Source organism: Chitiniphilus purpureus, assembly GCF_025642115.1.
GTDB classification, from domain to species: domain Bacteria; phylum Pseudomonadota; class Gammaproteobacteria; order Burkholderiales; family Chitinibacteraceae; genus Chitiniphilus; species Chitiniphilus purpureus.
Genome location: NZ_CP106753.1, coordinates 3,848,112 through 3,873,697, shown reverse-complemented (window position 1 = coordinate 3,873,697; position 25,586 = coordinate 3,848,112). Strand labels below are relative to the sequence as shown.

Annotated in this window: 23 protein-coding genes; 18 read left to right on the top strand and 5 right to left on the bottom strand. The window is 64.8% G+C overall.

The window, feature by feature from the left end; all coding sequences use genetic code 11:
- Nucleotides 1-47 precede the first annotated feature (47 nt).
- Nucleotides 48-1,955 (bottom strand): lytic transglycosylase domain-containing protein, encoded by a 1,908-nt coding sequence (locus N8I74_RS17945; protein ID WP_263124563.1) that lies wholly within the window; start codon nucleotides 1,953-1,955, stop codon nucleotides 48-50.
- A gap of 350 nt (nucleotides 1,956-2,305) precedes the next feature.
- Here N8I74_RS17945 and glyQ point away from each other — a divergent pair, with 350 nt between their 5' ends.
- From glyQ to N8I74_RS17910, 7 genes are read left to right on the top strand one after another with little or no spacing between them, the layout of a single operon-like run.
- The gene (gene glyQ / locus N8I74_RS17940) at nucleotides 2,306-3,193 is read left to right on the top strand and encodes a glycine--tRNA ligase subunit alpha (protein WP_263124561.1); all 888 of its coding nucleotides are present in this window, start codon (nucleotides 2,306-2,308) and stop codon (nucleotides 3,191-3,193) included.
- 14 nt (nucleotides 3,194-3,207) lie between these two features.
- Nucleotides 3,208-3,687 (top strand): surface-adhesin E family protein, encoded by a 480-nt coding sequence (locus tag N8I74_RS17935; RefSeq protein WP_263124560.1) that lies wholly within the window; start codon nucleotides 3,208-3,210, stop codon nucleotides 3,685-3,687.
- Between the two features lie 4 nt (nucleotides 3,688-3,691).
- The gene (glyS, locus tag N8I74_RS17930; RefSeq protein ID WP_263124559.1) at nucleotides 3,692-5,755 is read left to right on the top strand and encodes a glycine--tRNA ligase subunit beta; all 2,064 of its coding nucleotides are present in this window, start codon (nucleotides 3,692-3,694) and stop codon (nucleotides 5,753-5,755) included.
- A gap of 32 nt (nucleotides 5,756-5,787) precedes the next feature.
- The gene (locus tag N8I74_RS17925; protein ID WP_263124558.1) at nucleotides 5,788-6,225 is read left to right on the top strand and encodes a hypothetical protein; all 438 of its coding nucleotides are present in this window, start codon (nucleotides 5,788-5,790) and stop codon (nucleotides 6,223-6,225) included.
- A complete protein-coding gene (gene gmhB, locus N8I74_RS17920) occupies nucleotides 6,222-6,791 on the top strand; it encodes a D-glycero-beta-D-manno-heptose 1,7-bisphosphate 7-phosphatase (protein ID WP_263124557.1) in 570 nt (189 codons plus the stop codon). The genes N8I74_RS17925 and gmhB overlap by 4 nt, the downstream gene beginning before the upstream one ends.
- Nucleotides 6,788-7,525: a lysophospholipid acyltransferase family protein gene (locus N8I74_RS17915; RefSeq protein WP_263124556.1), complete on the top strand. Its 738-nt coding sequence runs from the start codon at nucleotides 6,788-6,790 to the stop codon at nucleotides 7,523-7,525. Before gmhB ends, N8I74_RS17915 begins: the two co-directional genes overlap by 4 nt.
- A 3-nt stretch (nucleotides 7,526-7,528) precedes the next feature.
- The gene (locus N8I74_RS17910) at nucleotides 7,529-8,209 is read left to right on the top strand and encodes a M48 family metallopeptidase (RefSeq protein WP_263124555.1); all 681 of its coding nucleotides are present in this window, start codon (nucleotides 7,529-7,531) and stop codon (nucleotides 8,207-8,209) included.
- 4 nt (nucleotides 8,210-8,213) lie between these two features.
- Here the strand turns inward: N8I74_RS17910 and N8I74_RS17905 are convergent, their stop codons facing one another.
- Both N8I74_RS17905 and N8I74_RS17900 read right to left on the bottom strand, forming a co-directional pair.
- Complete coding sequence (locus N8I74_RS17905; RefSeq protein ID WP_263124554.1) at nucleotides 8,214-8,570, bottom strand: hypothetical protein; 357 nt, start codon at nucleotides 8,568-8,570, stop codon at nucleotides 8,214-8,216.
- 11 nt (nucleotides 8,571-8,581) lie between these two features.
- Nucleotides 8,582-9,904, bottom strand: a complete 1,323-nt coding sequence (locus tag N8I74_RS17900) for a deoxyguanosinetriphosphate triphosphohydrolase (RefSeq protein WP_263124553.1) — start codon at nucleotides 9,902-9,904, stop codon at nucleotides 8,582-8,584.
- 249 nt (nucleotides 9,905-10,153) lie between these two features.
- Here N8I74_RS17900 and N8I74_RS17895 point away from each other — a divergent pair, with 249 nt between their 5' ends.
- From N8I74_RS17895 to N8I74_RS17875, 5 genes are all read left to right on the top strand, one after another.
- Nucleotides 10,154-11,242 carry an ABC transporter ATP-binding protein gene (locus N8I74_RS17895; RefSeq protein WP_263124552.1) on the top strand — a complete coding sequence of 363 codons (1,089 nt, stop codon included), beginning with the start codon at nucleotides 10,154-10,156 and terminating at the stop codon, nucleotides 11,240-11,242.
- 8 nt (nucleotides 11,243-11,250) lie between these two features.
- Nucleotides 11,251-12,174, top strand: coding sequence for an ABC transporter permease (locus tag N8I74_RS17890; protein WP_263124551.1), 924 nt, complete (start codon nucleotides 11,251-11,253; stop codon nucleotides 12,172-12,174).
- Nucleotides 12,171-12,950, top strand: a complete 780-nt coding sequence (locus N8I74_RS17885) for an ABC transporter permease (RefSeq protein ID WP_263124550.1) — start codon at nucleotides 12,171-12,173, stop codon at nucleotides 12,948-12,950. Before N8I74_RS17890 ends, N8I74_RS17885 begins: the two co-directional genes overlap by 4 nt.
- Before the next feature lie 173 nt (nucleotides 12,951-13,123).
- Complete coding sequence (locus N8I74_RS17880) at nucleotides 13,124-14,182, top strand: polyamine ABC transporter substrate-binding protein (RefSeq protein ID WP_263124549.1); 1,059 nt, start codon at nucleotides 13,124-13,126, stop codon at nucleotides 14,180-14,182.
- A gap of 110 nt (nucleotides 14,183-14,292) precedes the next feature.
- Nucleotides 14,293-15,390, top strand: a complete 1,098-nt coding sequence (locus tag N8I74_RS17875) for a VanZ family protein (protein WP_263124548.1) — start codon at nucleotides 14,293-14,295, stop codon at nucleotides 15,388-15,390.
- A 5-nt stretch (nucleotides 15,391-15,395) separates the two neighbouring features.
- On the opposite strand, the gene N8I74_RS17870 is transcribed toward N8I74_RS17875, so the two are convergent.
- Nucleotides 15,396-15,995: a 6-pyruvoyl trahydropterin synthase family protein gene (locus tag N8I74_RS17870; protein WP_263124547.1), complete on the bottom strand. Its 600-nt coding sequence runs from the start codon at nucleotides 15,993-15,995 to the stop codon at nucleotides 15,396-15,398.
- A 249-nt stretch (nucleotides 15,996-16,244) separates the two neighbouring features.
- On the opposite strand from N8I74_RS17870, the gene N8I74_RS17865 reads away from it, so the two are divergent.
- From N8I74_RS17865 to N8I74_RS17845, 5 genes are all read left to right on the top strand, one after another.
- Nucleotides 16,245-16,436 carry a hypothetical protein gene (locus N8I74_RS17865; protein ID WP_263124546.1) on the top strand — a complete coding sequence of 64 codons (192 nt, stop codon included), beginning with the start codon at nucleotides 16,245-16,247 and terminating at the stop codon, nucleotides 16,434-16,436.
- A 214-nt stretch (nucleotides 16,437-16,650) separates the two neighbouring features.
- Nucleotides 16,651-19,404, top strand: coding sequence for a chitinase C-terminal domain-containing protein (locus N8I74_RS17860; RefSeq protein WP_408611840.1), 2,754 nt, complete (start codon nucleotides 16,651-16,653; stop codon nucleotides 19,402-19,404).
- A 205-nt stretch (nucleotides 19,405-19,609) separates the two neighbouring features.
- A complete protein-coding gene (locus tag N8I74_RS17855; RefSeq protein ID WP_263124545.1) occupies nucleotides 19,610-20,134 on the top strand; it encodes a carbohydrate-binding protein in 525 nt (174 codons plus the stop codon).
- Nucleotides 20,135-20,320: 186 nt separating this feature from the next.
- Nucleotides 20,321-21,292, top strand: coding sequence for a carbohydrate-binding protein (locus N8I74_RS17850; protein WP_263124544.1), 972 nt, complete (start codon nucleotides 20,321-20,323; stop codon nucleotides 21,290-21,292).
- 312 nt (nucleotides 21,293-21,604) lie between these two features.
- On the top strand, nucleotides 21,605-22,120 hold the full coding sequence (locus N8I74_RS17845) for a carbohydrate-binding protein (RefSeq protein ID WP_263124543.1): 516 nt from the start codon (nucleotides 21,605-21,607) through the stop codon (nucleotides 22,118-22,120).
- 60 nt (nucleotides 22,121-22,180) lie between these two features.
- Here the strand turns inward: N8I74_RS17845 and N8I74_RS17840 are convergent, their stop codons facing one another.
- Nucleotides 22,181-24,955: a valine--tRNA ligase gene (locus N8I74_RS17840; RefSeq protein ID WP_263124542.1), complete on the bottom strand. Its 2,775-nt coding sequence runs from the start codon at nucleotides 24,953-24,955 to the stop codon at nucleotides 22,181-22,183.
- 242 nt (nucleotides 24,956-25,197) lie between these two features.
- Here N8I74_RS17840 and N8I74_RS17835 point away from each other — a divergent pair, with 242 nt between their 5' ends.
- On the top strand, nucleotides 25,198-25,509 hold the full coding sequence (locus N8I74_RS17835) for a DUF883 family protein (RefSeq protein ID WP_263124541.1): 312 nt from the start codon (nucleotides 25,198-25,200) through the stop codon (nucleotides 25,507-25,509).
- Nucleotides 25,510-25,586 lie beyond the last annotated feature (77 nt).

Genomic DNA, 25,586 nt, shown 5'->3' with positions numbered 1-25,586 from the left:
GGGGACGATCAGCATAGCCGTGCCCGGCCGGGTTGCCTTGCGCCAGATCAGGGCGCGTCCACCGTCCCACCGCGTGGCGGAATGGGGGTGAGCCGCTCCTGCAGCGTCGGCGCGCCGGGGTAGGCGTAGCGGTAGACGTGGGCGTTGGCCAGCACTTTCTTGACGTAGTCCCGCGTCTCGTCGAACGGAATCGTCTCAATATAGACGGCGGCGTCCAGCGCGGCGCTGTCCTGCCACGCGCGTGCCCGGCCCGGCCCGGCATTGTAGCCGGCGGTGGCAAGCACCGGATGCGACTGCAGCCGATCGAGGATGTAGCGCAGATAGAAAGCACCCATCTCCAGGTTCGATTCAGGCTGGTGCACATCGGCCTGCTTGAAGGTGCCGTTGTCCAGCTTGGCCGATACCCACTTGGCGGTAGCCGGCATCAGCTGCATCAGGCCCCCCGCGCCGACGTGGGAGCGCGCATTGGTGACAAAGCGGCTTTCCTGGCGGATCAGTCCGAAGACCCACGCCGCGTCCAGCCCGTTCTGGCGTGCCTGCCGCTCGATCTGGCCGCGGAACGGCTGCGGATAGCGCAACGCCAGCTCGGCAAAGGTCTTGGCCTGTTCGGCCGCGTAGATGGCCCGGTCGTAGTGGCCGGCGCGTTGCGCCAGATGTGCGGCCGCGACCAGCTCAGGCTGGCTGGTGCCGCGCAAGGCCCAGTTCCACTCCCGCACGCCTTCGACACGCCAGCCGCCGTCAAGCAGTGCCAGCGCCCTGGCAATGCCTGGACGGGCACGCATGGCGGCGATTTCGGCATCGCCGGGTCGATAGGGCTGCGTCTGGTTGGCGGCCGCCAGCGGGGTCTGCAGCTCCCCGTGCGCCAAGAGGCCGTAGTAGTCGTCGTTGCTGGCAACGCCTGCCAGCAGGGCCTCGGCCTCGGCGCCACGTTGCCTGGCCTTGAGTGCCTGGGCCTTCCAGTAGCGCCAGGCCGGATCGGCCGCTTCGCTGGCCGGCAGCGCATCGATCCGTTCCAGCAGGGCGCCGGTGTCGTATGCACGCAGCGCGGCGCGGATCGCCCAGGCGCGTGCGGTGGTCTGGTGCGGTTGCTGGGGCATCCCGCCCTGGCTGAACCAGCGACTGGCCTGCGGATGGCGTTGCTTGGCGGCCGCTTCGGCCACCTGCTGCCAGCCATAGCGCCGGTCTTCGGCGGGCCAGCCGTCGCTGCGGTTTTCCAGCCAGGCGGCTGCGGCGTCCGGATTGGTGCGCGCCAGGCGCGACAGCGCATAGAGCGCTGCTTCGCGTCCGGCACGGCGCTCCACGTTGTAGCCGGTGAGTGCCTTGACCGGGTCGCGCGACGCCAGGGTCAGCGATTTCGCCTGCAGCTCGGGTGGATTGCCGACGCGGGCCGCAACCTGCCGCGCAAAATCGGCGTTGTTGCGCGCCAAAGCATCGCGGATGCGCAGCCACACATCGTCCGAGCCAAGCTGGCCGGTGTTGAACAACCAGTCGAACACCGGGCCGCACGCGTCGGATTGGGCACGGCCCACAGCCCACAAGGTTTTCACCGGCTGTGCCGCCGCGGGTTTGCCGCGCGCCAATCCGGCCTGCGCTGCGTAGCAGACCAGCTCGGTGGTCGGTGCCTCCAGTTTGTCGTACTGCGCGATGAAACGGTCCCAATCGCCGCGCTTGCCCAGCACCGCCAGCCACTCGCCACGCAGGCGCTCGGCCAGCGGGGTGTTGGGGTAGCGCTGCAGGAAGGCCTGCACGCTTTCATCGGCCGCCGCGGGCAGCTGTGCCGACAGCAGGTGGTAGCGTGGATACATCTCCAGCACGTCGCCGCTGGCCGCTTCGGTCAGTGCGGACAACCGGGCCAGGTCGCGGCTGCGCACCGCATCGCGCAGCAGGTCCAGATCGAGTGCGGCCTGCGCGCACAGGCTGCTGAGAAGGAAGGAGACGGCGGCGAACGATTTCATGAGTGGGAACGGATGGGTTGAGCACAGCGCAGAGGCGTAGAGACAGCGCGGGCGAGTTGGTTCCGGGGCGCTTTGCACTTGCCATTCTATGTGAAACCGCGCGGGCCCGACGCCGCGCGTCGCGTGCCGATCGGCCGTGCGGGCCCACGCCCTGCGGCCGGCATCGCGGCACACCAGCCGATGCACGATCGTGATGCCGCCACCCACCCTGCGTACCTGCCTGCCCAGGGCCGCCCGGCCCGGTGATGTCCCGGCGGTGCATGTCTACTGAAATAGGCGTTAAAAGCAAGTAGAATCAGCCGGTTTACAGGCCGATCACGCGGCGCCCATCAAGCCGTTACAACGACAATATGCTGACCTTTCAGGACATCCTCCTTACCCTGCAGAACTACTGGGGGCGCCAAGGCTGTGCCCTCCTGCAGCCCTACGACATGGAAATGGGGGCCGGCACCAGCCACACCGCCACCTTCCTGCGCGCCATCGGCCCCGAGCCGTGGAACGCGGCCTACGTGCAGCCGAGTCGCCGCCCCAAGGACGGCCGTTACGGCGAGAACCCCAACCGGCTGCAGCACTACTATCAGTTCCAGGTGGTGTTGAAGCCCTCGCCGGACAATATCCAGGACCTGTATCTCGGTTCGCTCAAGGAGCTGGGCATCGATCCGGCGGTGCATGACATCCGCTTTGTCGAGGACGACTGGGAGAACCCCACGCTCGGCGCCTGGGGCCTGGGATGGGAAGTGTGGCTGAACGGCATGGAGGTTACGCAGTTCACCTACTTCCAGCAGGTGGGCGGTCTCGATTGCAAGCCGGTGCTGGGCGAGATCACCTACGGCACCGAGCGGCTGGCGATGTATCTGCAGGGCGTGGAAAACGTCTACGACCTGGTGTGGACCGTGTTCCCCAATGGTCAGAAGGTGACCTACGGCGACATCTACCACCAGAACGAAGTCGAGCAGTCGACCTACAACTTCGAGCATTCCAACGTCGAATTGCTGCTCAGCCTGTTCAACAGCTTCGAGGGCGAGGCGGGCAAGCTCCTGGAGGCCAGCCTGCCGCTGCCGGCGTACGAGATGATCCTGAAGGCGGCGCACACCTTCAACCTGCTCGACGCGCGCGGCGCCATCTCGGTGACCGAGCGTGCCGCCTACATCGGGCGCATCCGCAACCTGGCGCGCGGCGTGGCGCAGGCGTATTTCGACAGCCGCGAGCGCCTCGGTTTCCCGATGTGCCAGGCCTGAGAAGACGCGCCGCGATGAAAGCCGCCCTGGTGCTGTCTTGCCTGACCGCGCTGACTGCGTGTGGCAAGTTCGAGGACGACGTGCGCGGGCCGGTACCGGTGCCGTACAAGGGCGAGTGGCGCAATTACGGGCAGATGCCGGATTTCGACATATGGGTCGACGTGGCTTCGATCACCCATAACGATCGCCATGCCTCGGACCGCTACACCTATGTGTGGATGCGGCAGGACTTCAAGGCCGATCAGGTCGATGGCCCCACCAAGGAGGTGTACCGCATCAAGTACGCCCGGGTTGCCATCGATTGCCCGAGCGGGCGCCTGGCAAAGATCGCGGCCGAGTTGCGCGACGCGGATGACGCCAAAGTCGCCCGCTACGACGTGCCCGGCTACCAGTGGGAATTCGAGACCCCGCAACCGAACAGCTATGGCGCCGATTTCGTGCGCCAGGTCTGCAAGATCATGGCGGGCAAGGATGCCGCCGCAGATGACGAGTAAAACCATGTCCCAACAAACGCTGTTGATCGAACTCTTTACCGAGGAACTGCCGCCCAAGGCCCTCAAGAAGCTGGGCGACGTTTTTGCCCAGGCCGTGTTCGACGAGCTGGCCAGGCTCGGCTTCGTCGACAAGTCGGTCGAGTACCACCCCTTCGCCAGTCCGCGCCGGCTGGCAGTCAGCATCCCCAATGTGCTTGGCGTGCAGCCGGACCAACAGATCGAACGCAAGGGTCCGGCCGTGGCGGCCGGGTTCAAGGACGGCGCGCCGACCCCGGCGCTGGCCGGCTTCGCCCGCTCCTGCGGCGTGGCGATCGAGCAACTGGAACAGGGCTCGGACGGCAAGCAGGACGTGTTCATCTTCCGCTCGGTCAAGACCGGCGAGCCGCTGGCCCATGTGCTGGCCGGCATCGTCGAGGCCGCGCTGAAGAAGCTGCCGGCCCCGAAGATGATGCGCTGGGGCGACCGCGACGGTCAGTTCATCCGTCCGGTGCACGGCCTGATCCTGCTGCATGGCGCCGAGGTGATTCCCGGTCAGGTGTTGCATCTGAACGCCGGTCGCGTCACCCGCGGCCACCGCTTCCTCTCCACTGGCGAGATCACGCTGGATCACGCCGATCACTACGCGCGCACGCTGTTCGAGGCCGGCAAGGTGGTGGCGAGCTTCGCCGCGCGCCGCGCGCTGATCGGCAAGGAGCTGGAGGCGGCTGCTGCCCGCCGCAGCGCCACCATCGCTGCCGACGCGGCGCTGTTCGACGAGGTGACCGCGCTGGTGGAATGGCCGGTGGTGCTGGAAGGCGAATTCGAGGCGGACTTCCTCAAGGTGCCGCAGGAATGCCTGATCCTCACCATGCAGCAGAACCAGAAATACTTCCCGCTGCTCGATGGCAGCGGTCGCCTGACCAACCGTTTCCTGCTGGTGTCCAACCTTGCCAGCCGCGATCCGGCGCAGATCGTGCAGGGCAACGCCCGCGTGCTGCGCGCACGCCTGTCGGACGCCAAGTTCTTCTACGAGCAGGACCAGAAGAAGACGCTGGACAGCCGCGTCGGCGGCCTTGCCAATGTGGTGTACCACAACAAGATCGGCAGCCAGCTCGAACGCGTGGCGCGGCTGCAGCAGATCGCCGGCGCCATTGCCGGCCTGCTGCAGGCCGACGTCGCCCAGGCCGAGCGTGCGGCGCGCCTTGCCAAGGCCGATCTGCTGTCCGATATGGTCGGTGAATTCCCCGAGCTGCAGGGCATCATGGGCCGCTACTACGCCCGCCTCGACGGCGAGACCGATGCGGTGGCCGACGCGATCGAGGGTCACTATCACCCACGCTTCGCCGGTGACACGCTGCCGCAGGGTGCCATCGCCACCGCCGTTGCGCTCGCCGACAAGCTCGAAGCCATCGTCGGCATCTGGGGCATCGGCATGGTGCCCACCGGTGACAAGGATCCGTTCGGCCTGCGCCGCGCCGCGCTTGGCGTGCTGCGCATGCTGCTGAAGCTGCCGCTGGATGTGCGCGAACTGCTGTCCAGGACTGCCGCCACCTTCCCGGCCGGCGTCATCGCTGATGGCACCGTCGATGGCGTGGCGAGCTTCATGCTGGAGCGCCTGAAGCACTATCTCGCCACCGACTATCCGGCGGCCGACATCGACGCCGTGCTGGCGCTGGCGCCGACCCGGCTCGACGACGTCGAACGCCGGCTTGCTGCGGTGGCCGAGTTCAAGGCGCTGCCCGAAGCGGCCGCGCTGGCCGCTGCCAACAAGCGCATCCGCAACATCCTGAAGAAGGTCGAGGGCGAGTTGCCTGCGCTGAATCCGGCCCTGTTCGGCGAGGCGGCGGAACGGGCGCTGTACGACGCGCTGCAGGCCGTACGCGGCCCGGTCGAGGTGGCGCTGGCGGGGCAGGATTTCACCGGTGCGCTCAGGCAGCTTGCCGCGCTCAAGGCCCCGGTCGACGCGTTCTTCGACGGCGTGATGGTGATGGCCGACGAGGCCGCGGTGCGTGGCAACCGGCTGGCGCTGCTTGCCGGGCTGGCAGCATTGATGAACCGGGTGGCGGAGCTGTCGCTGCTGGCGGAATAAGTGGCATGACAAGATCACAGATGCTGTGCTGCGTGATGGTCCTGCTGACCGTGGGGCGGGTGGCGGCAGCCGAATGTGCAAAGCCGGACTATGCGGCGTTCAACGGCGATGAAGCGGCCTATGCCGAGGCGGTGGAGGCCTATCTGCAATGCGATCAAGCCCACCCTGCATCGACAGCGCCCCTGCCGGCGGATCTGGACACGCCGATGGCCCCCACCTTGGCGGACTTGAAGGCAGTGCTTCGGACCGCTTGCAAAGAGGACATCCGTGTCTGGTCCGACCGCCTCAAGCGCGACATGGCCGCAGGCTGGAGCGATCAGCAGTCCTATACCGCCTGGCTGCAGGAAGGGGGCCGGAACAACGTGCGATCGCTTCTGCTGCAGCTGGGTCTGCCACCGGGTATCGATCACGTGGATGAATTGGTGGATGTCTGCGACCAGGGAATCCGCGAGGAGCTGAAGGCATCATGAGAGAGGTTGCCACCAGGCTGCTCATCCTCGACCGCGACGGCGTCATCAACGAGGACCGGCGCGACTTTGTCAAATCCCCCGAGGAGTGGTTGCCCATTCCAGGCAGTCTCGATGCGATCGGTGAGCTGTCGCGCAGCGGCTGGACCCTGGTGGTGGCCACCAACCAGTCGGCCATCGGCCGCGGCATCATCAGCATGGATACGCTCAACGCCATCCATAGCAAGCTGCATCGCGCAGTGGCGCAAAGCGGCGGGCATATCGAGGCCATCTTCTTCTGTCCGCATGCGCCTGACGATGGTTGCGGTTGCCGCAAGCCCTTGCCGGGCATGGTGCTGGAGGTGGCACGACGCTTTCGTGTGAACGCTGCCGACTGCATCATGGTGGGCGACAGCCTGCGTGATCTGCAGGCCATTGCCGCGGTCGGTGGCCGGCCGGTGCTGGTGCGCACCGGCAACGGTGCCAGGACCGAGGCTGCCGGCAATCTGCCGGCCGGTACCCGCGTCTACGACGACCTTGCCGCCTATGCCGGCGCCCTGCTCAACCCCAGCCCCGAATCCCAATCATGATCTGGTTCCGTTCCGCTCTCTACTGGCTCGGCCTGGTTGTGCTGACGCCACCGTTCGCCATCCTCGCCATCCTGATCCTGCCGTTGCCGCCCCGGCTGCGCTATCGGGTGATCACGCTGTGGACCCATATGATGCTGTGCTGGCTGCGCGTGACCTGCGGCCTGCGCTACGTGGTCGAGGGGCGCGAGAACATCCCCGCCGGCCCGGCCATGATCCTGTGCAAGCACCAGTCGGCCTGGGAGACGATGGCACTGCAGCAGATCTTTCCACCCATGGTGTTCGTGCTCAAGCGCGAACTCTTGAAGATCCCGTTCTTCGGCTGGGGGCTGTGGGCGCTGTCGCCGATCGCGATCGACCGCGGCAACCGCGCCGAGGCGCAGCGCACGCTGATGGAGCAGGGGCACGACCGTCTGGCCAAGGGCTTCTGGATCCTGATCTTCCCCGAGGGTACGCGCGTGCCGGCCGGCAACCGCGGCAAGTACAAGCAGGGCGGACCGCGGCTGGCGATGGCGCTGGATATTCCCATCGTGCCGGTGGCGCTGAACTCGGGCGAATTCTGGCCACGCAATTCCTTCCGCAAGTGGCCGGGCACCATCACCGTGCGCATCGGCCCGACCATCCAGCCCCATGGCACGCCGACTGCGGTGAGCGAGCAGGTGGAAAACTGGATCGAGCGCGAACTGGCCACCTTTGAGGGCGCGGGGCCCTGCCATCCGTCCCGGCGCGCCGGGTGAGCGATGGCCGCGGGCAGGCATTGCGTGCAGTTGGCCGGGCGTGCGCTTGAATACAGTGTGGTGCGCAGCCAACGCCGCTCGATCGGCCTGAAGATCGATGCCCAAGGCCTGACAGTGCAGTTGCCGCTGCGGGTGCCGTTGACCGAGGCCGAAGCGGTGATCCAGCGCAAACTCGCCTGGATCATGAGGCATCTGGATGCATTGCCGCCCCCGCGCGGCGCATTGGACGATGGCAGCCAGGTCGCCTGGCTCGGGCAGCCGCGACTGCTGCGCCTTGGCGCTGCCCGCACCCGGCTGACCGAGACCGAACTCTGGTTGCAGGGCGACACCGCACGCGCCGATGAGGCGCTGGTCCGCCTGTTGCAGCGCAGTGCACGCAGCCATTTCGCCGAAAGGACCGCGTTATGGGCCGGGCGCATGGGCCTCGCGCCGCGGCGCGTGCTGCTCACGTCGGCGCGCGGGCGCTGGGGCAGTTGTTCGGCAAACGGCGATATCCGCCTGAACTGGCGGTTGATGCAGGCGCCGCCGGAGGTGATCGACTACGTGGTGATCCATGAGCTTGCGCACCTGGCCGAACTCAACCACTCGGCACGGTTCTGGGCCTTGGTGGAGCAGGCGTGTCCGGATTGGCGGCAACTGCGTGCGTGGCTCAGGTTGAACGGCGGCGAGCTGTTGCGACTGTAGGCGCCTACTCGGCGGCGAGCGGCGTGACGACCACGGTCCCGCCGCCTGCGGTGGCCGCGTCGACGGGCAAGGCCGGCGCCGGGGAGGTCGGTGCGGGGCCCGGTGCCGGCAGCGGCTGGGCTGCTGCCGCTTGCGGGGCGGCACGCGCCGCCTCGATCGCAAGGCCGGCCACCGCCGCGCCGCCCTTGACCGTGGTCTTGCCCACATCCCAGGCGATGCCGGCAGCGGTCGTGCCGACATTGACTGCTGTGGCGGCCACATTGACAGCGGTCGCGCCGACGGCGACGACCGTGCCGACGGTACCGCAGCCGGCCAGCGGCAAAGTGCACAGGATCAGCAGCGTTTTCAACGTCGTGTTCATCCGGGTGGTCCTCAGCGCCCCATGCCGCCGACCTGTTGCGCAAGGTAGGTGGCGTAGTTGTCGGTCATGCCGCCGATGAAGTCGAGCACGCGGCGGTAGCTTTCGTACAGCGGCCATTCCTTCTTCGGCGCGTTGTATTCCATCAGATCCAGCACCCGTTGCATCCGGAATGGCATCCGGGCGCTGACTTTCTGCTGGTAAGCGGCATTGCAGAAGGCATCAAGCAGGATATCCAGGCAGGTGAAGGAGCCGACCTCGATCTCGATCTTGCGCCGCTCGTTGAAGATGCGTTCGCGCGCCAGTTGCTTGGCATCGGCAATGCCCTGCCGCATGCTTTCCGGGCAGTCGTTGAGCAGGTCACCCTGGTAGCTGCCTTGCATCAGCCGCCGCTGGTGCTGGATGAAGGTGGCCGCCACATCGCGCACGCAGCGGTCGATGGCCTTGCCGCGCAGCAGCGAGATCTTGCGCCGCACCGACGGCGCGGCCGCCACCTCAAGCGCCAGCAGCTCGCGCGCGCCGCCGCAGATCTTCATCAGTACCGGCTCGGCGGTTTCATACGGCAAGGTGCCGATCTCGATGCCATCCTCCAGATCGAGGATGGCGTAGCAGATATCGTCGGCCGCCTCCATCAGGTAGGACAGCGGATGCCGGGCCCAGCGCCCCGGGGCCAGCTGCGGCAGGCCCAGTTCCTGCGCCACCTGCTCAAGTTGCGCGTGTTCGGACTGGTAGCAGCTGAATTTGCCCCGGTGATCGGCATGTTCGCTGGTCCACGGGTATTTGAGCGTGGTGCCGAGCGTAGCGTAAGTCAGCCGCAGCCCGCCTTCGAAGCGATGGTTTTCCAGCTGGGTGATGATGCGGAACCCCTGGGCGTTGCCTTCGAAGGTCGTCAGATCGCGCCGCTCGTCCGCGTTCAGGTTCTGCATCAGATAGGCGTGCTCGGGGCGCTGGAACCAGTCGCGGATCGCATATTCGCCGGCGTGGCCGAACGGCGGATTGCCGATGTCATGTGCCAGACAGGCTGCCTGCACGATGGCCCCGAGATCGTACGGCGCGATATCCGCGGGCAGGTCGCGATGCAGTGCCTGGCCGATCAGCACACCCAGGCTGCGCCCTACGCAGGCCACCTCGATCGAATGGGTCAACCGGGTGTGGACGTGGTCGTTCTCGGTCATCGGGTGGACCTGCGTCTTGCGGCCCATCCGGCGGAACGGCGAGCAGAACACGATCCGGTCGTGATCCTTGTGGTAGTTGCTGCGCCCGGTCTCGGGCTGCTCGTCGGCCTGGCGCGGCGCGCCGAGCCGGTCGGCGGCCAGGAGCCGCGTCCAGTCCATCATGTTGTCGATCCGCAGGTGATTGCGCGCATGGACGCCACGGCCGGCAATGCCGGCTGCGCTGCGGCCTGATCGGCGCAAAGGCCCTGCATGATACCTGGATCGTCCCGGCCCGGGCGTGTGTGCAATGCCTTGCTACGGTTGGTAAGCGTGCTGCCCCGAGGGCGCGATTTTGGCTAAAATAGCGCGTTTTTTCGAACCCGATTCCAGTGCGCGCCGGCCGATCGCGTTGGCCTGGCGCCAGGAGAAATCATGGCGCTGCTAGAGATCCGCGACGTCGTCAAACATTTTGGCGATTTCACCGCCGTCAATCATGTGAGCTTGGCGGTGGAAGCGGGCGAGTTCTTTACGCTGCTTGGCCCGTCCGGCTGTGGCAAGACCACGTTGCTGCGGATGCTGGCAGGCTTTGAGCAGCCCGATTCGGGTGAGATCCTGCTCGATGGCAGGAACATGGCCGGCGTGCCGCCGGAAAAGCGGCCGGTGCACACAGTGTTCCAGAGCTATGCGCTGTTCCCGCACATGACCGTGGCGCAGAACATCGCGTTTCCGCTGAAGATGGCCAAGGTGCCCGCTGCCGAGGTGCCTAAGCGGGTGGACGAGGTGCTGGAGGACGTGCGGCTGCAGCAGTTCGCGCGCCGCTATCCGCACGAGCTTTCCGGCGGGCAGCGCCAGCGTGTGGCGATCGCCCGTGCGCTGGTCAACCGCCCGCGCCTGCTGTTGCTAGACGAGCCGCTGTCGGCGCTCGATGCCAAGCTCAGGGAACAGATGCAGATCGAGCTGATCAATCTGCAAAAGGAAGTGGGCATCACCTTCGTTTATGTCACCCACGACCAGGGCGAGGCGCTGGCGCTGTCGCATCGCATCGCGGTGATGAACCAGGGCCGGGTGGAGCAACTGGACGCGCCGGAGACCATCTACAGCTATCCCAAGAGCCGTTTCGTCGCCGATTTCATCGGGCAGTGCAATCTGCTCGATGCCACCATCGTCGCGGTCGAGGCCGATCGCATCAAGGTCGAGATCCCTGGCGTGGGCACCGCCGAGATGCTGCCGGTGCCCGGCGCGCAGGTGGGCGGCAAGGGCACGCTGACGCTGCGGCCCGAGAAGATCAAGCTTGGCGCGGCACTGCCCTCGGACGATCCGGACGAGGTGCATTTCAAGGGGCGCGTGCATGATTGCCTGTACCTGGGCGATGTGACCATCTACATCGTCGAGCTGGACAACGGCATCCTGGTCGAGACCATGCTGCCCAACTCCGCGTCGGGCAAGGCCAAGTTCTTCGACGACAACGACCTTGTGGAACTGGCCTGGCGGTTCGATGCCGGCCATTTCGTGCTTGCGTGAGGACTGCGATGCGCTCGAACCGGCTTGCCAAGTGGCTGATCTCCGGCCCGCCGCTGTTTTATCTGCTGCTGTTCTTTGCCATTCCGTCGGCGATCATGGCGTTCGCTGCGTTCCGCTTCCCGGGCGACTATGGCGGGCTGATGCCGTTCGTCGATGTCGATCCACAGACCGGGGCGCGCCAGGTGCTGATCAACCTGGACAACTATGCCGACTTCCTCACCTTCGAGAATTTCCAGCGCTTCTTCGAAGACCCGATCTACTTCGAACTCTTCCTGAAGTCGTTCTGGTATGCGGGCATCACCACGGTGATCTGCATCGTGCTGGCCTATCCGCTTGCCTGGCTGATCGCACGCAGCCCCAAAAAGACCCGTGATCTGCTGGTGCTGCTGGTGATCCTGCCGTTCTGGTCCAATTTCCTGATCCGGGTCTACGCCTGGATGATCATCCTCGGGCCGCAAAGCTATTTCAGTCAGGCCCTCAACGGCCTGCTGGCGGTGTTCGGCATCGAGCCGGTGTCGCTGCTGTTTTCGCAGTTCGCCGTGATCATCGGCCTGGTGTACGTGCACCTGCCGTTCATGGTGCTGCCGCTTTACGCCAATCTCGAGAAGCACGATATGGCGTTGCTGGACGCTGCACAGGATCTGGGTGCCAATGCCTGGCAGCGTTTCTGGAAGGTGACCTGGCCGCTGTCGTTGCCCGGTATCTGGGCCGGGACCGCGCTGGTGTTCATCCCGGCGCTGGGCATGTTCGCCATTCCTGACCTCTTGGGGGGGACCGACAGCATGATGATCGGCAACCTGATCAAGCAGCAGTTTCTCGACAGCCGCGACTGGCCGTTCGGCTCGGTGCTCTCGATCATGCTGACACTGGCCGTGCTGCTGCTGGCCGCCTTCGCCGGCTGGGCCGGCAGCCGCGGCAAGGATAAACGATGAAGAAAGTCTCCCCGTGGGTCTGGGGCGCCGCGGCGCTGGTGTATCTGTTCCTGTATCTGCCGCTGGCCATCGTGGTGGTGTTCTCGTTCAACGATTCGGCGCTGAATGCCGAGTGGGTCGGCTTCACCTTCAAATGGTATCGGATGCTGTTCAACGATCCGGTGATGCTCGAAGCCGCGCTGCATACGCTCGTGATCGGGCTGGTCACCTGCGTGGCGGCGACGGTGCTCGGCACGCTGGCGGGGCTTGCGATGTACCGGTGGCGGCTGCGCCTGCTGCCCGCGCTGGTACTCATCCCGATCGCCATCCCCGAAATCCTGACTGGCGTGAGCCTGCTGATCTTCTTCGTCATGCTCAACATGACGCTGGGTCTCGTGTCGATCACGCTGTCGCACATTGCCTTCTGCATCGGCTTTGTCGCCATCGTGGTCCGCTCGCGGCTGCAGGGGATGGACGAGTCGCTGGTCGAGGCGGCGCGCGACCTGGGCGCGAGCCCGCTCACCGCCTTCCGCGCGGTGACGCTGCCGCTGATCATGCCCGGCATCATCGCTGGTGCGCTGATGGCGTTCACGCTGTCGATCGACGATTTCGTGATCTCGTTCTTCACCGCCGGGGTCGGCTCCAACACCCTGCCGCTGGAAATCTATTCGCGCGTCAAGGTGCCGATGAAGCTCAATCCGGAGGTGAACGCGGTGTCGACCCTGCTGATGCTGCTCACGCTCTCGCTGATCATGATCGTGAGCAAGGTGGCGCCTTCGGCGCTGCGCGCGCAATAGCCGGGCGTTGCCGCATGACAGGACAGGGTTCCTGCCTTGCCGTTCAGGGCTGCTGATATGGGCGCGACAACGCAGGCATGGGTGGGCTGGCATGCCCGCAATCCGTGGCATAATCGCCCCGGTCTGCGGCGTGTGCCGTGCCTTTTGGTTTGCTTTCCGGGGAGATCACACAGATGAAAAAGCTGCTTCTGGCACTGTCGTTGTTCGCCGGCCTGGCCCAGGCCGAAGAGGTGCTGCACGTCTACAACTGGAATAACTACATCGCGCCGGAGACGGTCAAGCGCTTCGAGAAGGAGTGCAAGTGCCGCGTGGTGCAGGACTATTACGGGGCGATGGAGGAAATGCTGGCCAAGTTCGCCGCTGGCGCCAAGGGCTACGACATCGTCGTACCCACCGGCTTCGCAATATCGCCGCTGGTCAAGCAGAACCTGGTGCAACCGCTCGACAAATCCAAGCTGCCCAATATCAAGAACGTCAACGCCGCGTTCATGAACACGCAGTTCGACAAGGGCAACCGCTTCTCGGTGCCGTACGCCTTCACCACCACGCTGGTGGGCTACAACGACAAGAAGATCAAGGAGCTGGGCCTGAACCCTGCTTCGTGGGCCATCATCTTCGATCCGAAGGTGCTCGCCAAGATCAAGGGCAAGGTCACCGTGCTCGACGACAGCCGCGAGCTGTTTGCCGCCGCGCTGATGTACAACGGCTACTCCGCCAATTCAAGCAATCCTGCCGAATGGAAGAAGGCCGCCGACACCATCAAGCAGGCCAAGCCGTACTGGGCCGCCTTCAACACCCAGAGCTACATCAAGGAGCTGACCGTAGGCAACATCTGGGTGGCGCACGGCTATTCGAACGACATGTTCCAGGCCAATCTCGATGCCAAGGCCGCCAAGCGCCCGTTCGGCATCGGCTACGGGCTGCAGAAGGAAGGCAACACCTTGTCGCTCGACAGCATGATGGTGCTCAGGAGCGCACCGCGCCCCGATCTTGCGCATAAGTTCATCAACTTCATGCTCGATGGCAAGAACTCGTCGGAGCTGACCAACATGATCGGCTCGGGCAATCCGAACAGCGCCGCCGCCCCGTTTGTGCAGCCGGAGATCAAGAAGATCAGCGCGGTGTTCCCGGATGCGGCCGCGATGAAGGGGCTGCAGCAGCTCAACGATGTGCAGGGCAAGCAACTGCGCGATATGAGCCGGCTGTGGACCGAGGTCAAGACCGCGAAGTGATCAGTGGTGGCGGCGTGTGCTGACAAGCCGCGCCGCCGTATCGCCGGGGCCGCGCCGCTGCCCTGGCCGAGCGCCGGGCAGGGCCCGGACTGGAATGCATTGACCTGGGCATGCGCTCCTTTCCTCCCGTCAGCTATCTTGCAGGCCATCTCCCGCCATCGCGCCTGTCCCGCTATTTCCTCGCCTGCTATCTGCTGATCATCCTGCTGTTGAGCTTCTATCCGTTCTCCGGATGGCACTACAACGGCGAGCCGGTGCTGGCGTTCTATCGCTATCCGCTGCCGTACTACTTCACGTTCTTCGACAACTTCGCCAACGTGCTGGCATATGTGCCGCTGGGTCTGGCACTGGTGCTGTCGTGGCGCCGGCGCTGGTATGCCTGGCCATTGGCAGTGCTGAGCGGCACCGGCCTTTCGGCCGCGGTCGAGTTCGCCCAGCAATTCCTGCCGGACCGTGTCGCCTCCAACCTGGACATCCTGGCCAACGGCTGCGGTGCGGTGATCGGCGCCACGCTCGGCTTGGTGGTCGGCAGCCGGCGCTGGCAGCGGCGCTGGCTGGTGCTGCGCCACCATTTCCTGGCACCCGGCGCACTGGGCGAGTGGAGCCTCGCGTGGCTGGGCCTGTGGTATGTGACGCAGCTTGATCCCTCGGTGCCGTTCCTTGGCGTGGTGGTCGAGGCCGTGGCGCTGCCGCAGCCGTTCATCTCGCCGCTGTCGGATGCGCGCCTGTTCCTCGATCTGCTCGAAAGCAGCGGCGTGGCCTTGCACCTGATCGGTGTGGCGTTGTTTGTCTCCATCCTGGTGCGGTATCAGCGGCAGGTGGTACCGGCCATGACGTTGGCGCTCGGCATCGGTCTGCTGATCAAGCTGTTCTTCGCCGGGGTGATGCTCAAGCGTGCCGAGTTCTTTGCCTGGATCAATCTCAATGTGCTGATCGGCGCAGGCGGCGGCATCGTGGTGCTGGCGGCCTGCGCGCGGCTGAACCGGCGATTGCGCGCGTTGCTGGGGGCGCTGGCTTCGGCCGCTGCGCTCGGCGTGAGCTGGGCCTGGCCGTTGGCTGCGCAGCTGTCGGCCACGTTGGCGCTGTTCCGCTGGCAGTACGGGCACCTGCAGCATTTCAGCGGGATGGCCGCCTTGATCGGCGATCTGTGGCCATACGGCGCGATCGTGCTGATGGTGGCGGTGGCTGCAACGCGCAGCGAGGCGTAGCGAGGCTAAGGGCGGATCTGCAGTGTCGCGGCCGGATTGGCAAAACGCTCGCCGGCCAGCAGCCGCGCCATCATCCGCGGATCGCGCCATTCCGCCCTGACCTGCTCCGAGAACACGATGTCGGCCAGCTGGATCTCGCCCATCCGCGCGTTGTATGCGTCTTCGCGGAAGGCCTGCGCATAGCCGGTATCGGTTTCATGGGCGATCACCGAGTGCAGCCGCACATCCGGACTCTCGCCGTTGCACATGTCGGTCTGGCGCAGCAGGGCGTCGATCACGACAAAGAACAGCCTTGCGAACTGCTCCGCCGATGGCGAGACGGGCAGGGCGATCCAGCGTGCCGAGAACTGCTGGCATAACCGGATGTATTCCGCATCGTCACGATCCCAATAGCAGATCGCATGATCGAAGGCATCGATGGCGTCCTTGATCGTGCCCTTCATCAGGCCGAAGTCATACACCATCTGCCCGTGATCCAGCGCATGCGCCTCCAGCAACACCTCCACCTTGTAGCTGTGCCCGTGGATGGAGCGGCTGCACCGGTCACTGGAGCAATTGCGCACGATGTGCGCACTTTCGAACTTGTACAGCTTGCGAATCAACATGAAGAATTTCCGAGTGAAGCACTCGGGTTTTATCAGATCGCCCGGTGGGCGGCAAGTTGCCGGAACCGACAGGCGTTCACCGCGGGAATGTCGCTGGTCCCCATGGCCGCCTGATAGCAATTTCGTATCTGTTTAATTACTAATGAAGAATAAACAAGAAAGGAATTGGAAATAAACGCATGGTGCAGTCCTTTGATATCGCAATTGGCCCGGCCAAAACATCTTTCCCGAACGTCGCAGACAAACGGCATGGATATCGAAGCGGACTACGCCATGCAAAAGCATTCAATTACATCAGAAAAAACTAATGATGTAGGGCAAGATATCGGAATTGTAGAAATTCCATTTAATTTCAAAGTGATTCAATTGTTCTGCTGCAATGCAAAAAGTGCTGGGACGGGCATTTATGTAGTGCGAAGCTGGTATGGGAGTGAAGCATGAGGGCAGACCACCTATCGTGCCGCCCAAGGGCAGTTGACAAGGAAATGGGGGTCGCCGGTAATCGGGGTTGCCGCCGGCCTATGGGTATTTGACCCATGGCGGCTTTAGGGTGTTCAAGTCTTTTCTTACTTGAAGATAACGCCCCCGTGCTCCAGAAAAAGCGCCTTTGGTCGCACGGACAATAGTCAATCAACGAGGATGGAGAACCCTGTCTATGTCGACCTCTCGACTGTCGCTAGCGCTCCTTCCTGCCATGCTGGCAGTCGCATATTCCTATGCGGCTTCCCCTGCCTGGCAAGAAGGCAATACCTATACCGCCGGCACCAAGGTGAGCTATTCGGGCCGCGAATATGAGGCTCTGGTAACCCACGTCGCCTATGTGGGCGCCAACTGGAACCCGGCTTCCACGCCGACACTGTGGAAGGACCTGGGCGTATCGACTGGCACCCCGACCCCGACTCCGGTGGCTCCGACCCCGACGCCGGTGGCCCCGACCCCGACCCCGGTCGTGCCGACCCCGACGCCGGTTGCCCCGACTCCGACTCCGACGGTGACCCCGACCCCGGCCACGCCGACACCGTCGACCTGCCACCAGGTATGGTCTGCCTCCGCTGTCTACAGCGGCGGCGCCCGCGTGACCCATAATGGCGTCAACTACGAAGCCAAGTGGTGGACCCAGGGCGACAACCCGGCACAATCCGGTGACTGGGGCGTTTGGAAGAACCTCGGCAACTGTGGCACCGGGGTGACCCCGACGCCGACGCCCACACCGCCGACGCCGACGCCGACTCCCACGCCGCCGACGCCGACGCCGACTCCCACGCCGCCGACCCCGACGCCGACGCCCACACCGCCGACGCCGACCCCGACGCCCACACCGCCCACTCCGACGCCGACTCCCACGCCGCCGACGCCCACGCCGACCCCGACCCCGACCCCGGGCACCGACTGCCGTCCGGACGGACTCGAGCCTTCCGGCGTGGCCAATGTGCCGTACTGCAAAGCCTACGATGCCGATGGCCGCGAAGTGCTGGCCAACGGGCTGAAGCGCCGCGTGATCGGCTACTTCACCAACTGGCGTACCGGCAAGAACGGCCTGCCCGCCTACCTCGCCTCGAATATTCCGTGGACCTCGCTGTCGCACATCAACTATGCGTTCGCGCACGTTGACAGCAGCAACCGCATCTCGGTTGGCGAAAACAACCCGGGCAATGCATCCACCGATATGGAATGGCCGGGCGTGCCGGGTGCCGAGATGGATCCGCAACTGCCGTACAAGGGCCACTTCAACCTCTTGAACAAGTACAAGAAGCTGAATCCTGGCGTGAAGACGCTGGTCTCGGTGGGCGGCTGGGCTGAAACCGGCGGCTACTTCGATGCCAACGGCAACCGCGTGTCCTCCGGTGGCTTCTACAGCATGACCACCAATGCCAACGGCAGCATCAACACCGCCGGCATCAATGCCTTCGCTGATTCCGTGGTCACCTTCCTGAAGAAGTACAACTTCGACGGCGTGGATATCGACTACGAATATCCGACCACCATGGCCAACGCCGGCAACCCGCTGGACTGGTCGGTGTCGTCGCCGCGTCTGGCTGGCCTGCAAGCGTCCTACCGCGAGCTGCTGAAGGTGCTGCGTGCCAAGCTGGATGCCGCCTCGGTGGCCGATGGCCGGTACTACATGCTGACCATCGCCTCGCCGTCCTCGGGTTACCTGCTGCGCGGCATGGAAACCTACCAGAGCGTGAAGTACCTCGATTACGTCAACATGATGACGTATGACCTGCATGGCGCCTGGAACGAGTTCGTCGGCCCGAACGCTGCACTGTTCGACGACGGCAAGGATGCCGAGCTTGCCAAGTGGTCGGTGTATACCACCGCCCAATACGGCGGCATCGGTTACCTGAACTCCGATTGGGCCTATCGCTACTTCCGCGGCAGCCTGCCGTCCGGCCGGATCAACGTCGGTATGCCGTTCTACACCCGCGGCTGGAAGAACGTCAGCGGCGGTACCAACGGTCTGTGGGGTTCCGCGCCGTCGTCCGTCTGCGACGTGGGTCTGACCCCGCCGTGCGGCAACGGTGCTTCCGGCATCGACAACATCTGGCACGATCTGGACGCGCAGGGCAAGGAACTGGGCGCCGGCTCCAACCCGATGTGGCACGCCAAGAACCTGGAGAAGGGCATCGCGGGTGACTACCTGCCGATGTACAAGCTCAGCGCCGCCGACATCACCGGCACCTACACCCGCTTCTACGATGCGACCCTGGTTGCGCCGTGGCTGTGGAATGCCGACAAGAAGGTGTTCCTCTCGACCGAGGATGAGCAGTCCATCCAGAAGAAGGCCGAGTGGATCAACAGCAACGGCATCGGTGGTGCGATGTTCTGGGAACTGGCTGGTGACTACGATTGGGACGGCAACAAGACCAATCTGAACGGCACCAAGGGCCAGTACGTCCAGGGTTCGACGCTGACCCGCCTCTTGGCGCAGAACTTCCAGAAGGCGACCCCGTACGGCAACAAGCGCGCCAAGCGTGCGATGCCGGCACAGGCCGTCAACCTGGAGTTCGCGGTGACCGAGTTCAAGCTGGGCGATCAGAACTACCCGATCAACCCCAAGCTGAAGATCACCAACAAGGGCACCACGGCGATCCCGGGCGGCTCCAAGGTCGAGTTCAACTACCCGGTCTCCGCGCCGAACAACATGTCCGATCAGTCCGGTACCGGCCTGCGCGTGACGGCTTCGGAGCATACCGGTCCGAACGTTGGCGGCTTCAAGGGTGACTTCCACACGGCATCGTTCACGCTGCCGAGCTGGCAAGCGATCGCCCCGGGTGCCACGATCGACGTAGCCCTCAACTACTACCTGCCGATTTCCGGCCCGTCCAACTACGTAGTGACGATTGGCGGCAAGGAATACGCAGTTGCGCAGGAATATCCGAACCTGCCGGTGGCCACGCTGCAGTAAATCGCAGCCGTTGTCGCCAGAACGGGCAAGCCTCCGGGCTTGCCCGTTTTTTTTCCGCCCCCCGGCCGGGCTGTCCTTGGCCATGCAATGACGATGGGCGCCTTTGCGGGATGTGGCCCCGATCACAGCACCGCGGCAGCGCGTCAACGCAGCCACGGTGCCGGGCATTAAAGGCTGCGGGGCGTCAAAACCAAGGAGAAACGCCATGAAGACCCTGATCCATGCCTTGCTGCTCGGCACGGCGCTGCTGGCAGGTGCCGCCCAGGCACAGCACGGGTGGCGCGAAGGCCGCCATTACCGCGAGGGCGAGGTCGTCGAATACCGCGGCCAGAGCTGGCGTGTGCTGCAAAACCACACCGCATGGCGCGGCGCCGGTTGGACGCCGGCTGCGGCACCGTCGTTGTGGGAGCCCGTACGTGGCCACCGCGGCCATCATCACGGGTACGCGCGTGACCGTCGCTATTACGATGAAAACGGCCACGATACCGGCCAATGGCGTGGCCCGAATGGCTACCCGGGGGATCCGGGCTATCGCGGTGACAAGCCGTGGAAGCGCGATCGCCACTGGCGGCCGGCGGGATGGGACCACGATCGGCGTTACCAGCGCGGCGAGTGGGTCTGGTACGACGGCTATGCCTATCAGGCCCGGCGCAACATCGGCCCCAGTGTGGAAGTGAACTGGCGTCCGGACCGTGCCCCTGATGTCTGGTTCAGGGTGACGCTGCCCTGAGCATGCAAGTTGACGGTGAAATGGCAGCCGGCTGATCAGAATATTCTGATTTTGCTGTCGATGGACTGTCTATTGCTTGTGCCCGATGGCGGCTCAGGCTTTCACCTGCTCCATTAATATCAAATGGTCATGCCTCTGGCATCAGAGGCTTGGCTCACTTTGACAACTATTAAATGGAGCTCGGAAATGAAAATCACGAGTACTGTGGGTGCGTTGATCTATGCAACACTGGCTGCGCTGGCCCATGGCTATACCCCGACACCGGACCACCCGGATAGGCCCAATCCGCTGACGCCGACCCCGGTCATCCCCACACCGGTCACGCCGCTGCCCTCACCGGTCATGCCCACCCCGCCGGACGGGTATACCGGGTGCAACTACTACAGTAAACAGGTCTCGCTCAAACCCGTCGGGGTCACCCCGGTGCTGCCACAGCCCTCGCCGACGCCTGTCACCGTGACGCCGGCGCCCATCACGCCGGTGGTCGCACCGGTCCCGGCCGCTGCCCCTACGCCAGCCTCTGCCTGGCAGGCAGAGCAGGTGTATACGGCGGGGCAGACTGTCACCTATCAAGGCGGGGAATACCGGGCACGCTGGTGGACCCAGGGCGAACGGCCGCAGGCCGGCGGCTGGGGTGCCTGGGAACTTGTCGCCACCAGTGCGGCGGTGCCTGAATGGGTACCGGAGCAGACCTTCGTTGCCGGCCAGCAGGCAAGTTATGACGGCAAGGTCTACCGGGCGCGCTGGTGGACGCAAGGCGAGGTGCCCGGGCCCCAGAGCGGTGCCTGGGAGTACCTGCGTCTGGACAGCCGCGTGAGCCTGGCCCAGGTCGATTTCCAAGGGCGCCTCACGGTGATGCGCTGCCGCAACTACGGCATCACCTCCCCGTACAACGTCGCGTTCTTCGAGGCCGGGGTCTACCAGATCGATAAGGTGACCGATCCGCTGCAGGTGGTCACGGCACTCAAGACCACCAGCGAAGCGGGCAGTGTGATCACGACCCGGCCGTGGCGCAATGAGCCGGGGCAGGAGGTCGTCTACACCTACCAGGGCATACAGACCGATGAGGTGAACAGGCCGCCGCTCAATGTGGTCGGTGGCAGGCAGATACCGTGGCTGTGCACCGCCGACGATGTCTGCCGCTATATCGGGCAGTAGCCAGCGGCTGATTGCGGCGCAAAGCGGGTCGGCTTTCGGGCTGGCCCGCTTTGCATTGGAACAGACCAAGACTGCGGGTAGCCGGCATAGTGCCAATCCGATTGTGAGCACGGCCATGGTGTGCGCGTCATCACTGACGATGCCAGGGACACCTGTTGCAGACTGTCGCCACACCTGCCGCTCATGACCTGCCGTGCCACAAGCGCCGCCTTCTTGACGGGGAAACTTGGCAGCAGCGACGTAGGTGGACAGGGGTGTGGATCATCGAAGAAGCGGCGCAGCGACGCATGCGCCCGGAAAGGAGAAAAAATGATGAGAAAACCATCTTTGCTGATCACGGCCCTTGGCCTGGGGCTGATCCTGATCGCAGGACAGGCGCTGGCCGCGCCACAATGGCGCGAAGGCCGCCACTACAGCGTAGGCGAGGTGGTGTACTACCAGGGGCAGCCGTTCCGGGTACTGCAGAGCCATACTGCCTGGCGCGGCGCGCGCTGGACGCCCCAGGCCGCGCCATCGTTGTGGGAGCCGGTACGCTATGCCCGGAATGATGGGCGGCATCGCTGGGATGACGACGACGATGACGACGACGAGGATGATGATGACGACCGCCGCCGCTGGCGTCGTCACGCGCATGATGACAAGCCCTGGGCGCGTGACCCGCATTGGCGGCCCGGCAACTGGGAGCGGGGCCACCGCTACCGCAAGGGCGAGTGGGTATGGCACGAAGGCTATGCCTATCGCGCCACCCGCAATGTCGATTCCGGCATCGAGATCAACTGGCGTCCACGCGAAGCTCCGGATGTCTGGGTCCGCGTGACCGTGCCCTGAATGCTGACGCGGTGCCGCTGCCAGCGCGGCGGCACCTGACCGTCCCGAACCGTAACCGCTTCAGGAAAGCTTGCGCAGCTGGGCCTGCAGCGTGGCGAGCTTGTCGGTCAGCTCGGCCACCAGCGCCCGATCCTTCGCCACCAGGTGCGGTGGTGCCTTGTCGGCGTAGCCGGGCTTGTCCAGCTTGGCCTGCATCTTGGCCAGCCCGTCCTCGACCTTGGCGATCTCCTTGGTCAGGCGCGCGCTTTCCGCGGCCTTGTCCACTTCCACCTTCAGCATCAGCCGGATCCCACCAGCCACCGCCACCGGGGCGTCGTCCTCGGGCAGTTGGGCCACCACGTGAACCTCGCTGAGCTTGGCCAGCGGGACGAGGTAGGCACCAAAGCGGGCCAGGGCCGCATCGCCTTCGATGAACAGCGGGACCTTCTGCGCTGGCGGCAGGCCCATTTCGCCTCGCAGATTGCGCGCGGCGAAGGCCAATGCCTGCAGCACCGCCACGTCGGCATTGGCGTTGGCATCGACCTTGGACAGATCCGCCTGGGGCCAGGCGGCCAGCATCAACGATTCCGTATCACGACGGCCGGCCAGCGGTGCCACCACCTGCCACAGTTCCTCGGTGATGAAGGGCATGATGGGATGGGTCAGGCGCAGGATCACTTCCAGTACCCGGATCAGGGTACGACGCGTGGCACGCTGGCGGGCGGCGTCGCCCTGCTGCAGCGATACCTTGGCCAGCTCGATGTACCAGTCGCAGTACTCGTTCCAGACGAATTCGTAGATCGCCTGGGCGGCAAGGTCGAAGCGGAAGGTATCGAGGGCCAGCGTGACCGCCTGCTCGGCCTCCTGCAGCCGGCCGATGATCCAGCGCTCGGCAAAACCATGATCAAGAGCGGCATCGGCGGCAAGGCCGCAGTCCTGCCCTTCCACATTCATCAGCACGAAGCGGGTGGCGTTCCACAGCTTGTTGCAGAAGTTGCGGTAGCCCTCGCAGCGTTTCTGATCGAAGTTGATCGAGCGGCCAAGGCTGGCGAGCGAGGCGAAGGTGAAGCGCAGCGCATCGACACCATACGCCGGGATGCCGTCGGGAAATTCCTTGCGTGTCTTGGCGGCCACCTGCGGGGCTTTTTCCGGGCGGCGCAGCCCTGAAGTGCGCTTTTCCAGCAGCGGGTCGAGCGCAATGCCGTCGATCAGATCCACCGGGTCGAGCACGTTGCCTTCGGACTTGGACATTTTCTTGCCCTCGCCGTCGCGCACCAGGCCATGGATGTAGACATGCTGGAACGGCACCTTGCCGGTGAAGTGCCGCGTCATCATGATCATCCGGGCCACCCAGAAGAAGATGATGTCGTAACCGGTAACCAGCACGCTGGACGGCAGGAAGGCCTTGAGTTCGGGCGTGCCGTCGGGCCAGCCCAGCGTGGAGAAGGGCACCAGCGCCGCGCTGAACCAGGTGTCGAGCACGTCATTGTCGCGCGACAGCGCCTTGCCACCGGCCTGCGCCTGCGCCTCGGCCTCGTTGCGTGCCACATAGACACGGCCGGTATCGTCGTACCACGCAGGGATCTGATGGCCCCACCACAGCTGCCGGCTGACGCACCAGTCCTGGATGTTGTTGAGCCAGGCATAGTAGGTGTTGACCCAGTCGCCCGGCACAAACTGCACCTCGCCGTTCTGGACGACTTCCAGCGCCTTTTGCGTGATGCTCTTGCCAGCGGCATCCTGCTTGCTCATCGCGACGAACCACTGGTCGGTCAGCATCGGCTCGACGATCTGCCCGGTGCGCTCACAGCGCGGCACCATCAGCTTGTGCGGTTTGACCTGGGCGAGCAGCCCCGCCGCTTCCAGGTCGGCCACGATGCGCTTGCGCGCTTCAAAGCGGTCCAGGCCGCGATAGGCGGCCGGGGCATTGTCGTTGATCCTGGCTTCGAGCGTGAGCACGCTGATCTGCGGCAGGCCGTGGCGTTGCCCGACCTGATAATCGTTGAAGTCGTGTGCCGGAGTCACCTTGACCACACCGGTGCCGAATGCCTTATCGACGTAGTCGTCGGCAATGACAGGGATCTGGCGATCGCACAGCGGCAGCTGCACCGCCTTGCCGATCAGATGGGCGTAGCGTTCGTCTTCCGGATGCACCATCACGGCCACGTCGCCCAGCATGGTCTCGGGGCGGGTCGTCGCCACTGTCAGCCTGCCCGAGCCGTCAGCGAGCGGGTAGTCGATATGCCACAGCTGGCCGTCTTCCTCTTCGCTCGCCACTTCGAGGTCCGACACTGCGGTCCCCAGCAGCGGATCCCAGTTCACCAGCCGCTTGCCACGGTAGAGCAACCCTTCCTCGTACAGCCGTACAAATACCTCGGTCACCACGGACGACATCTTCTCGTCCATCGTGAAGTACTCGCGCTGCCAATCCACCGATGCACCCATGCGGCGCATCTGCGCGGTGATGGTATTGCCGGACTGTTCCTTCCAGGCCCAGACCTTGTCGATGAAGGCGGTGCGGCCCAGGTCGTGCCGCGATACGCCCTGGGCTTCGAGCTGGCGCTCGACCACGATCTGCGTGGCGATGCCGGCGTGGTCGGTGCCGGGCAGCCAGAGCGTGTTCTCGCCCTTCATCCGGTGGTAGCGGGTCAGGCCATCCATGATGGTCTGGTTGAAGGCATGCCCCATGTGCAGCGTGCCGGTGACATTGGGCGGCGGCAGTTGGATGCAGAACGACGGGGTGGCCGGATCCATGCTGGGGCTGAAGTAGCGCGCGCTTTCCCAGCGCGGATACCAGCTGCGTTCGATGTCGGCGGGGTCAAAGCTCTTGGCAAGGCGTTCCAGGGCGGTGCTCATGGGCGATCGGGCGGGAAGCGGGCGGGGAAAAACGGGAAATTATACCGGCAAGCCGTGATTTACGGAGTGCTAGCCTCGTTGGCGTGGGTCATGCGCGGCGCCTTGCACGCATCGAGCGTGAACATTGCACTTGGCCTGGGTTTTGGCGCGCCGGTTGCCGACAATGCAAACGAGCCGTCAGCCCCGGGCGACCCGGTTTACCGTTACCCGTTCCAGCCTATTTGCAACGCAGGAGAACAGTCATGAGCGAAAAGCTGAAAGCCGACCAGGATGTGTTGCTGGATGATCTGCGTACCGTGATCACCGATACCGAGACCATCCTCAAGGATGCGGCCCAGGTCGGTGGCGAGCAGGCGCAGGCGATGCGCGACAAGGTCACCGCCAACCTGAATGCCGCGAAGTCGAAGTTGATCGAAACCGAGCAGTTGTTGGCCGAAAAGGCACGGGTGGCCGCCCAGGCCACCGACGAGTATGTCCATGCCCATCCGTGGACCTCGGTCACGGTGGCCGCAGGCGTGGGCTTTCTGCTCGGCCTCCTGGTCTCGCGCCGCTGACGCCGCGCAGCCGGAAAGGTGCAAGGGCGGCCCCCGTCGGGCGGGCCGCCCTTGCCGTGTCCACGATACCGCCGCAC

Bases quoted from the DNA above. Each gene is read 5' to 3' on its own strand.
- N8I74_RS17900 (WP_263124553.1), bottom strand. From the start codon at position 9,904: ATGATGGACTGGACGCGGCTCCTGGCCGCCGACCGGCTCGGCGCGCCG.
- N8I74_RS17865 (WP_263124546.1), top strand. From the start codon at position 16,245: ATGGATATCGAAGCGGACTACGCCATGCAAAAGCATTCAATTACATCA.
- glyS (WP_263124559.1), top strand. From the start codon at position 3,692: ATGTCCCAACAAACGCTGTTGATCGAACTCTTTACCGAGGAACTGCCG.
- N8I74_RS17875 (WP_263124548.1), top strand. From the start codon at position 14,293: ATGCGCTCCTTTCCTCCCGTCAGCTATCTTGCAGGCCATCTCCCGCCA.
- N8I74_RS17890 (WP_263124551.1), top strand. From the start codon at position 11,251: ATGCGCTCGAACCGGCTTGCCAAGTGGCTGATCTCCGGCCCGCCGCTG.
- N8I74_RS17835 (WP_263124541.1), top strand. From the start codon at position 25,198: ATGAGCGAAAAGCTGAAAGCCGACCAGGATGTGTTGCTGGATGATCTG.
- gmhB (WP_263124557.1), top strand. From the start codon at position 6,222: ATGAGAGAGGTTGCCACCAGGCTGCTCATCCTCGACCGCGACGGCGTC.
- N8I74_RS17915 (WP_263124556.1), top strand. From the start codon at position 6,788: ATGATCTGGTTCCGTTCCGCTCTCTACTGGCTCGGCCTGGTTGTGCTG.
- N8I74_RS17885 (WP_263124550.1), top strand. From the start codon at position 12,171: ATGAAGAAAGTCTCCCCGTGGGTCTGGGGCGCCGCGGCGCTGGTGTAT.
- N8I74_RS17845 (WP_263124543.1), top strand. From the start codon at position 21,605: ATGAGAAAACCATCTTTGCTGATCACGGCCCTTGGCCTGGGGCTGATC.
- N8I74_RS17945 (WP_263124563.1), bottom strand. From the start codon at position 1,955: ATGAAATCGTTCGCCGCCGTCTCCTTCCTTCTCAGCAGCCTGTGCGCG.
- N8I74_RS17855 (WP_263124545.1), top strand. From the start codon at position 19,610: ATGAAGACCCTGATCCATGCCTTGCTGCTCGGCACGGCGCTGCTGGCA.
- N8I74_RS17935 (WP_263124560.1), top strand. From the start codon at position 3,208: ATGAAAGCCGCCCTGGTGCTGTCTTGCCTGACCGCGCTGACTGCGTGT.
- N8I74_RS17860 (WP_408611840.1), top strand. From the start codon at position 16,651: ATGTCGACCTCTCGACTGTCGCTAGCGCTCCTTCCTGCCATGCTGGCA.
- N8I74_RS17895 (WP_263124552.1), top strand. From the start codon at position 10,154: ATGGCGCTGCTAGAGATCCGCGACGTCGTCAAACATTTTGGCGATTTC.
- N8I74_RS17850 (WP_263124544.1), top strand. From the start codon at position 20,321: ATGAAAATCACGAGTACTGTGGGTGCGTTGATCTATGCAACACTGGCT.
- N8I74_RS17910 (WP_263124555.1), top strand. From the start codon at position 7,529: ATGGCCGCGGGCAGGCATTGCGTGCAGTTGGCCGGGCGTGCGCTTGAA.
- glyQ (WP_263124561.1), top strand. From the start codon at position 2,306: ATGCTGACCTTTCAGGACATCCTCCTTACCCTGCAGAACTACTGGGGG.
- N8I74_RS17880 (WP_263124549.1), top strand. From the start codon at position 13,124: ATGAAAAAGCTGCTTCTGGCACTGTCGTTGTTCGCCGGCCTGGCCCAG.
- N8I74_RS17870 (WP_263124547.1), bottom strand. From the start codon at position 15,995: ATGTTGATTCGCAAGCTGTACAAGTTCGAAAGTGCGCACATCGTGCGC.
- N8I74_RS17840 (WP_263124542.1), bottom strand. From the start codon at position 24,955: ATGAGCACCGCCCTGGAACGCCTTGCCAAGAGCTTTGACCCCGCCGAC.
- N8I74_RS17905 (WP_263124554.1), bottom strand. From the start codon at position 8,570: ATGAACACGACGTTGAAAACGCTGCTGATCCTGTGCACTTTGCCGCTG.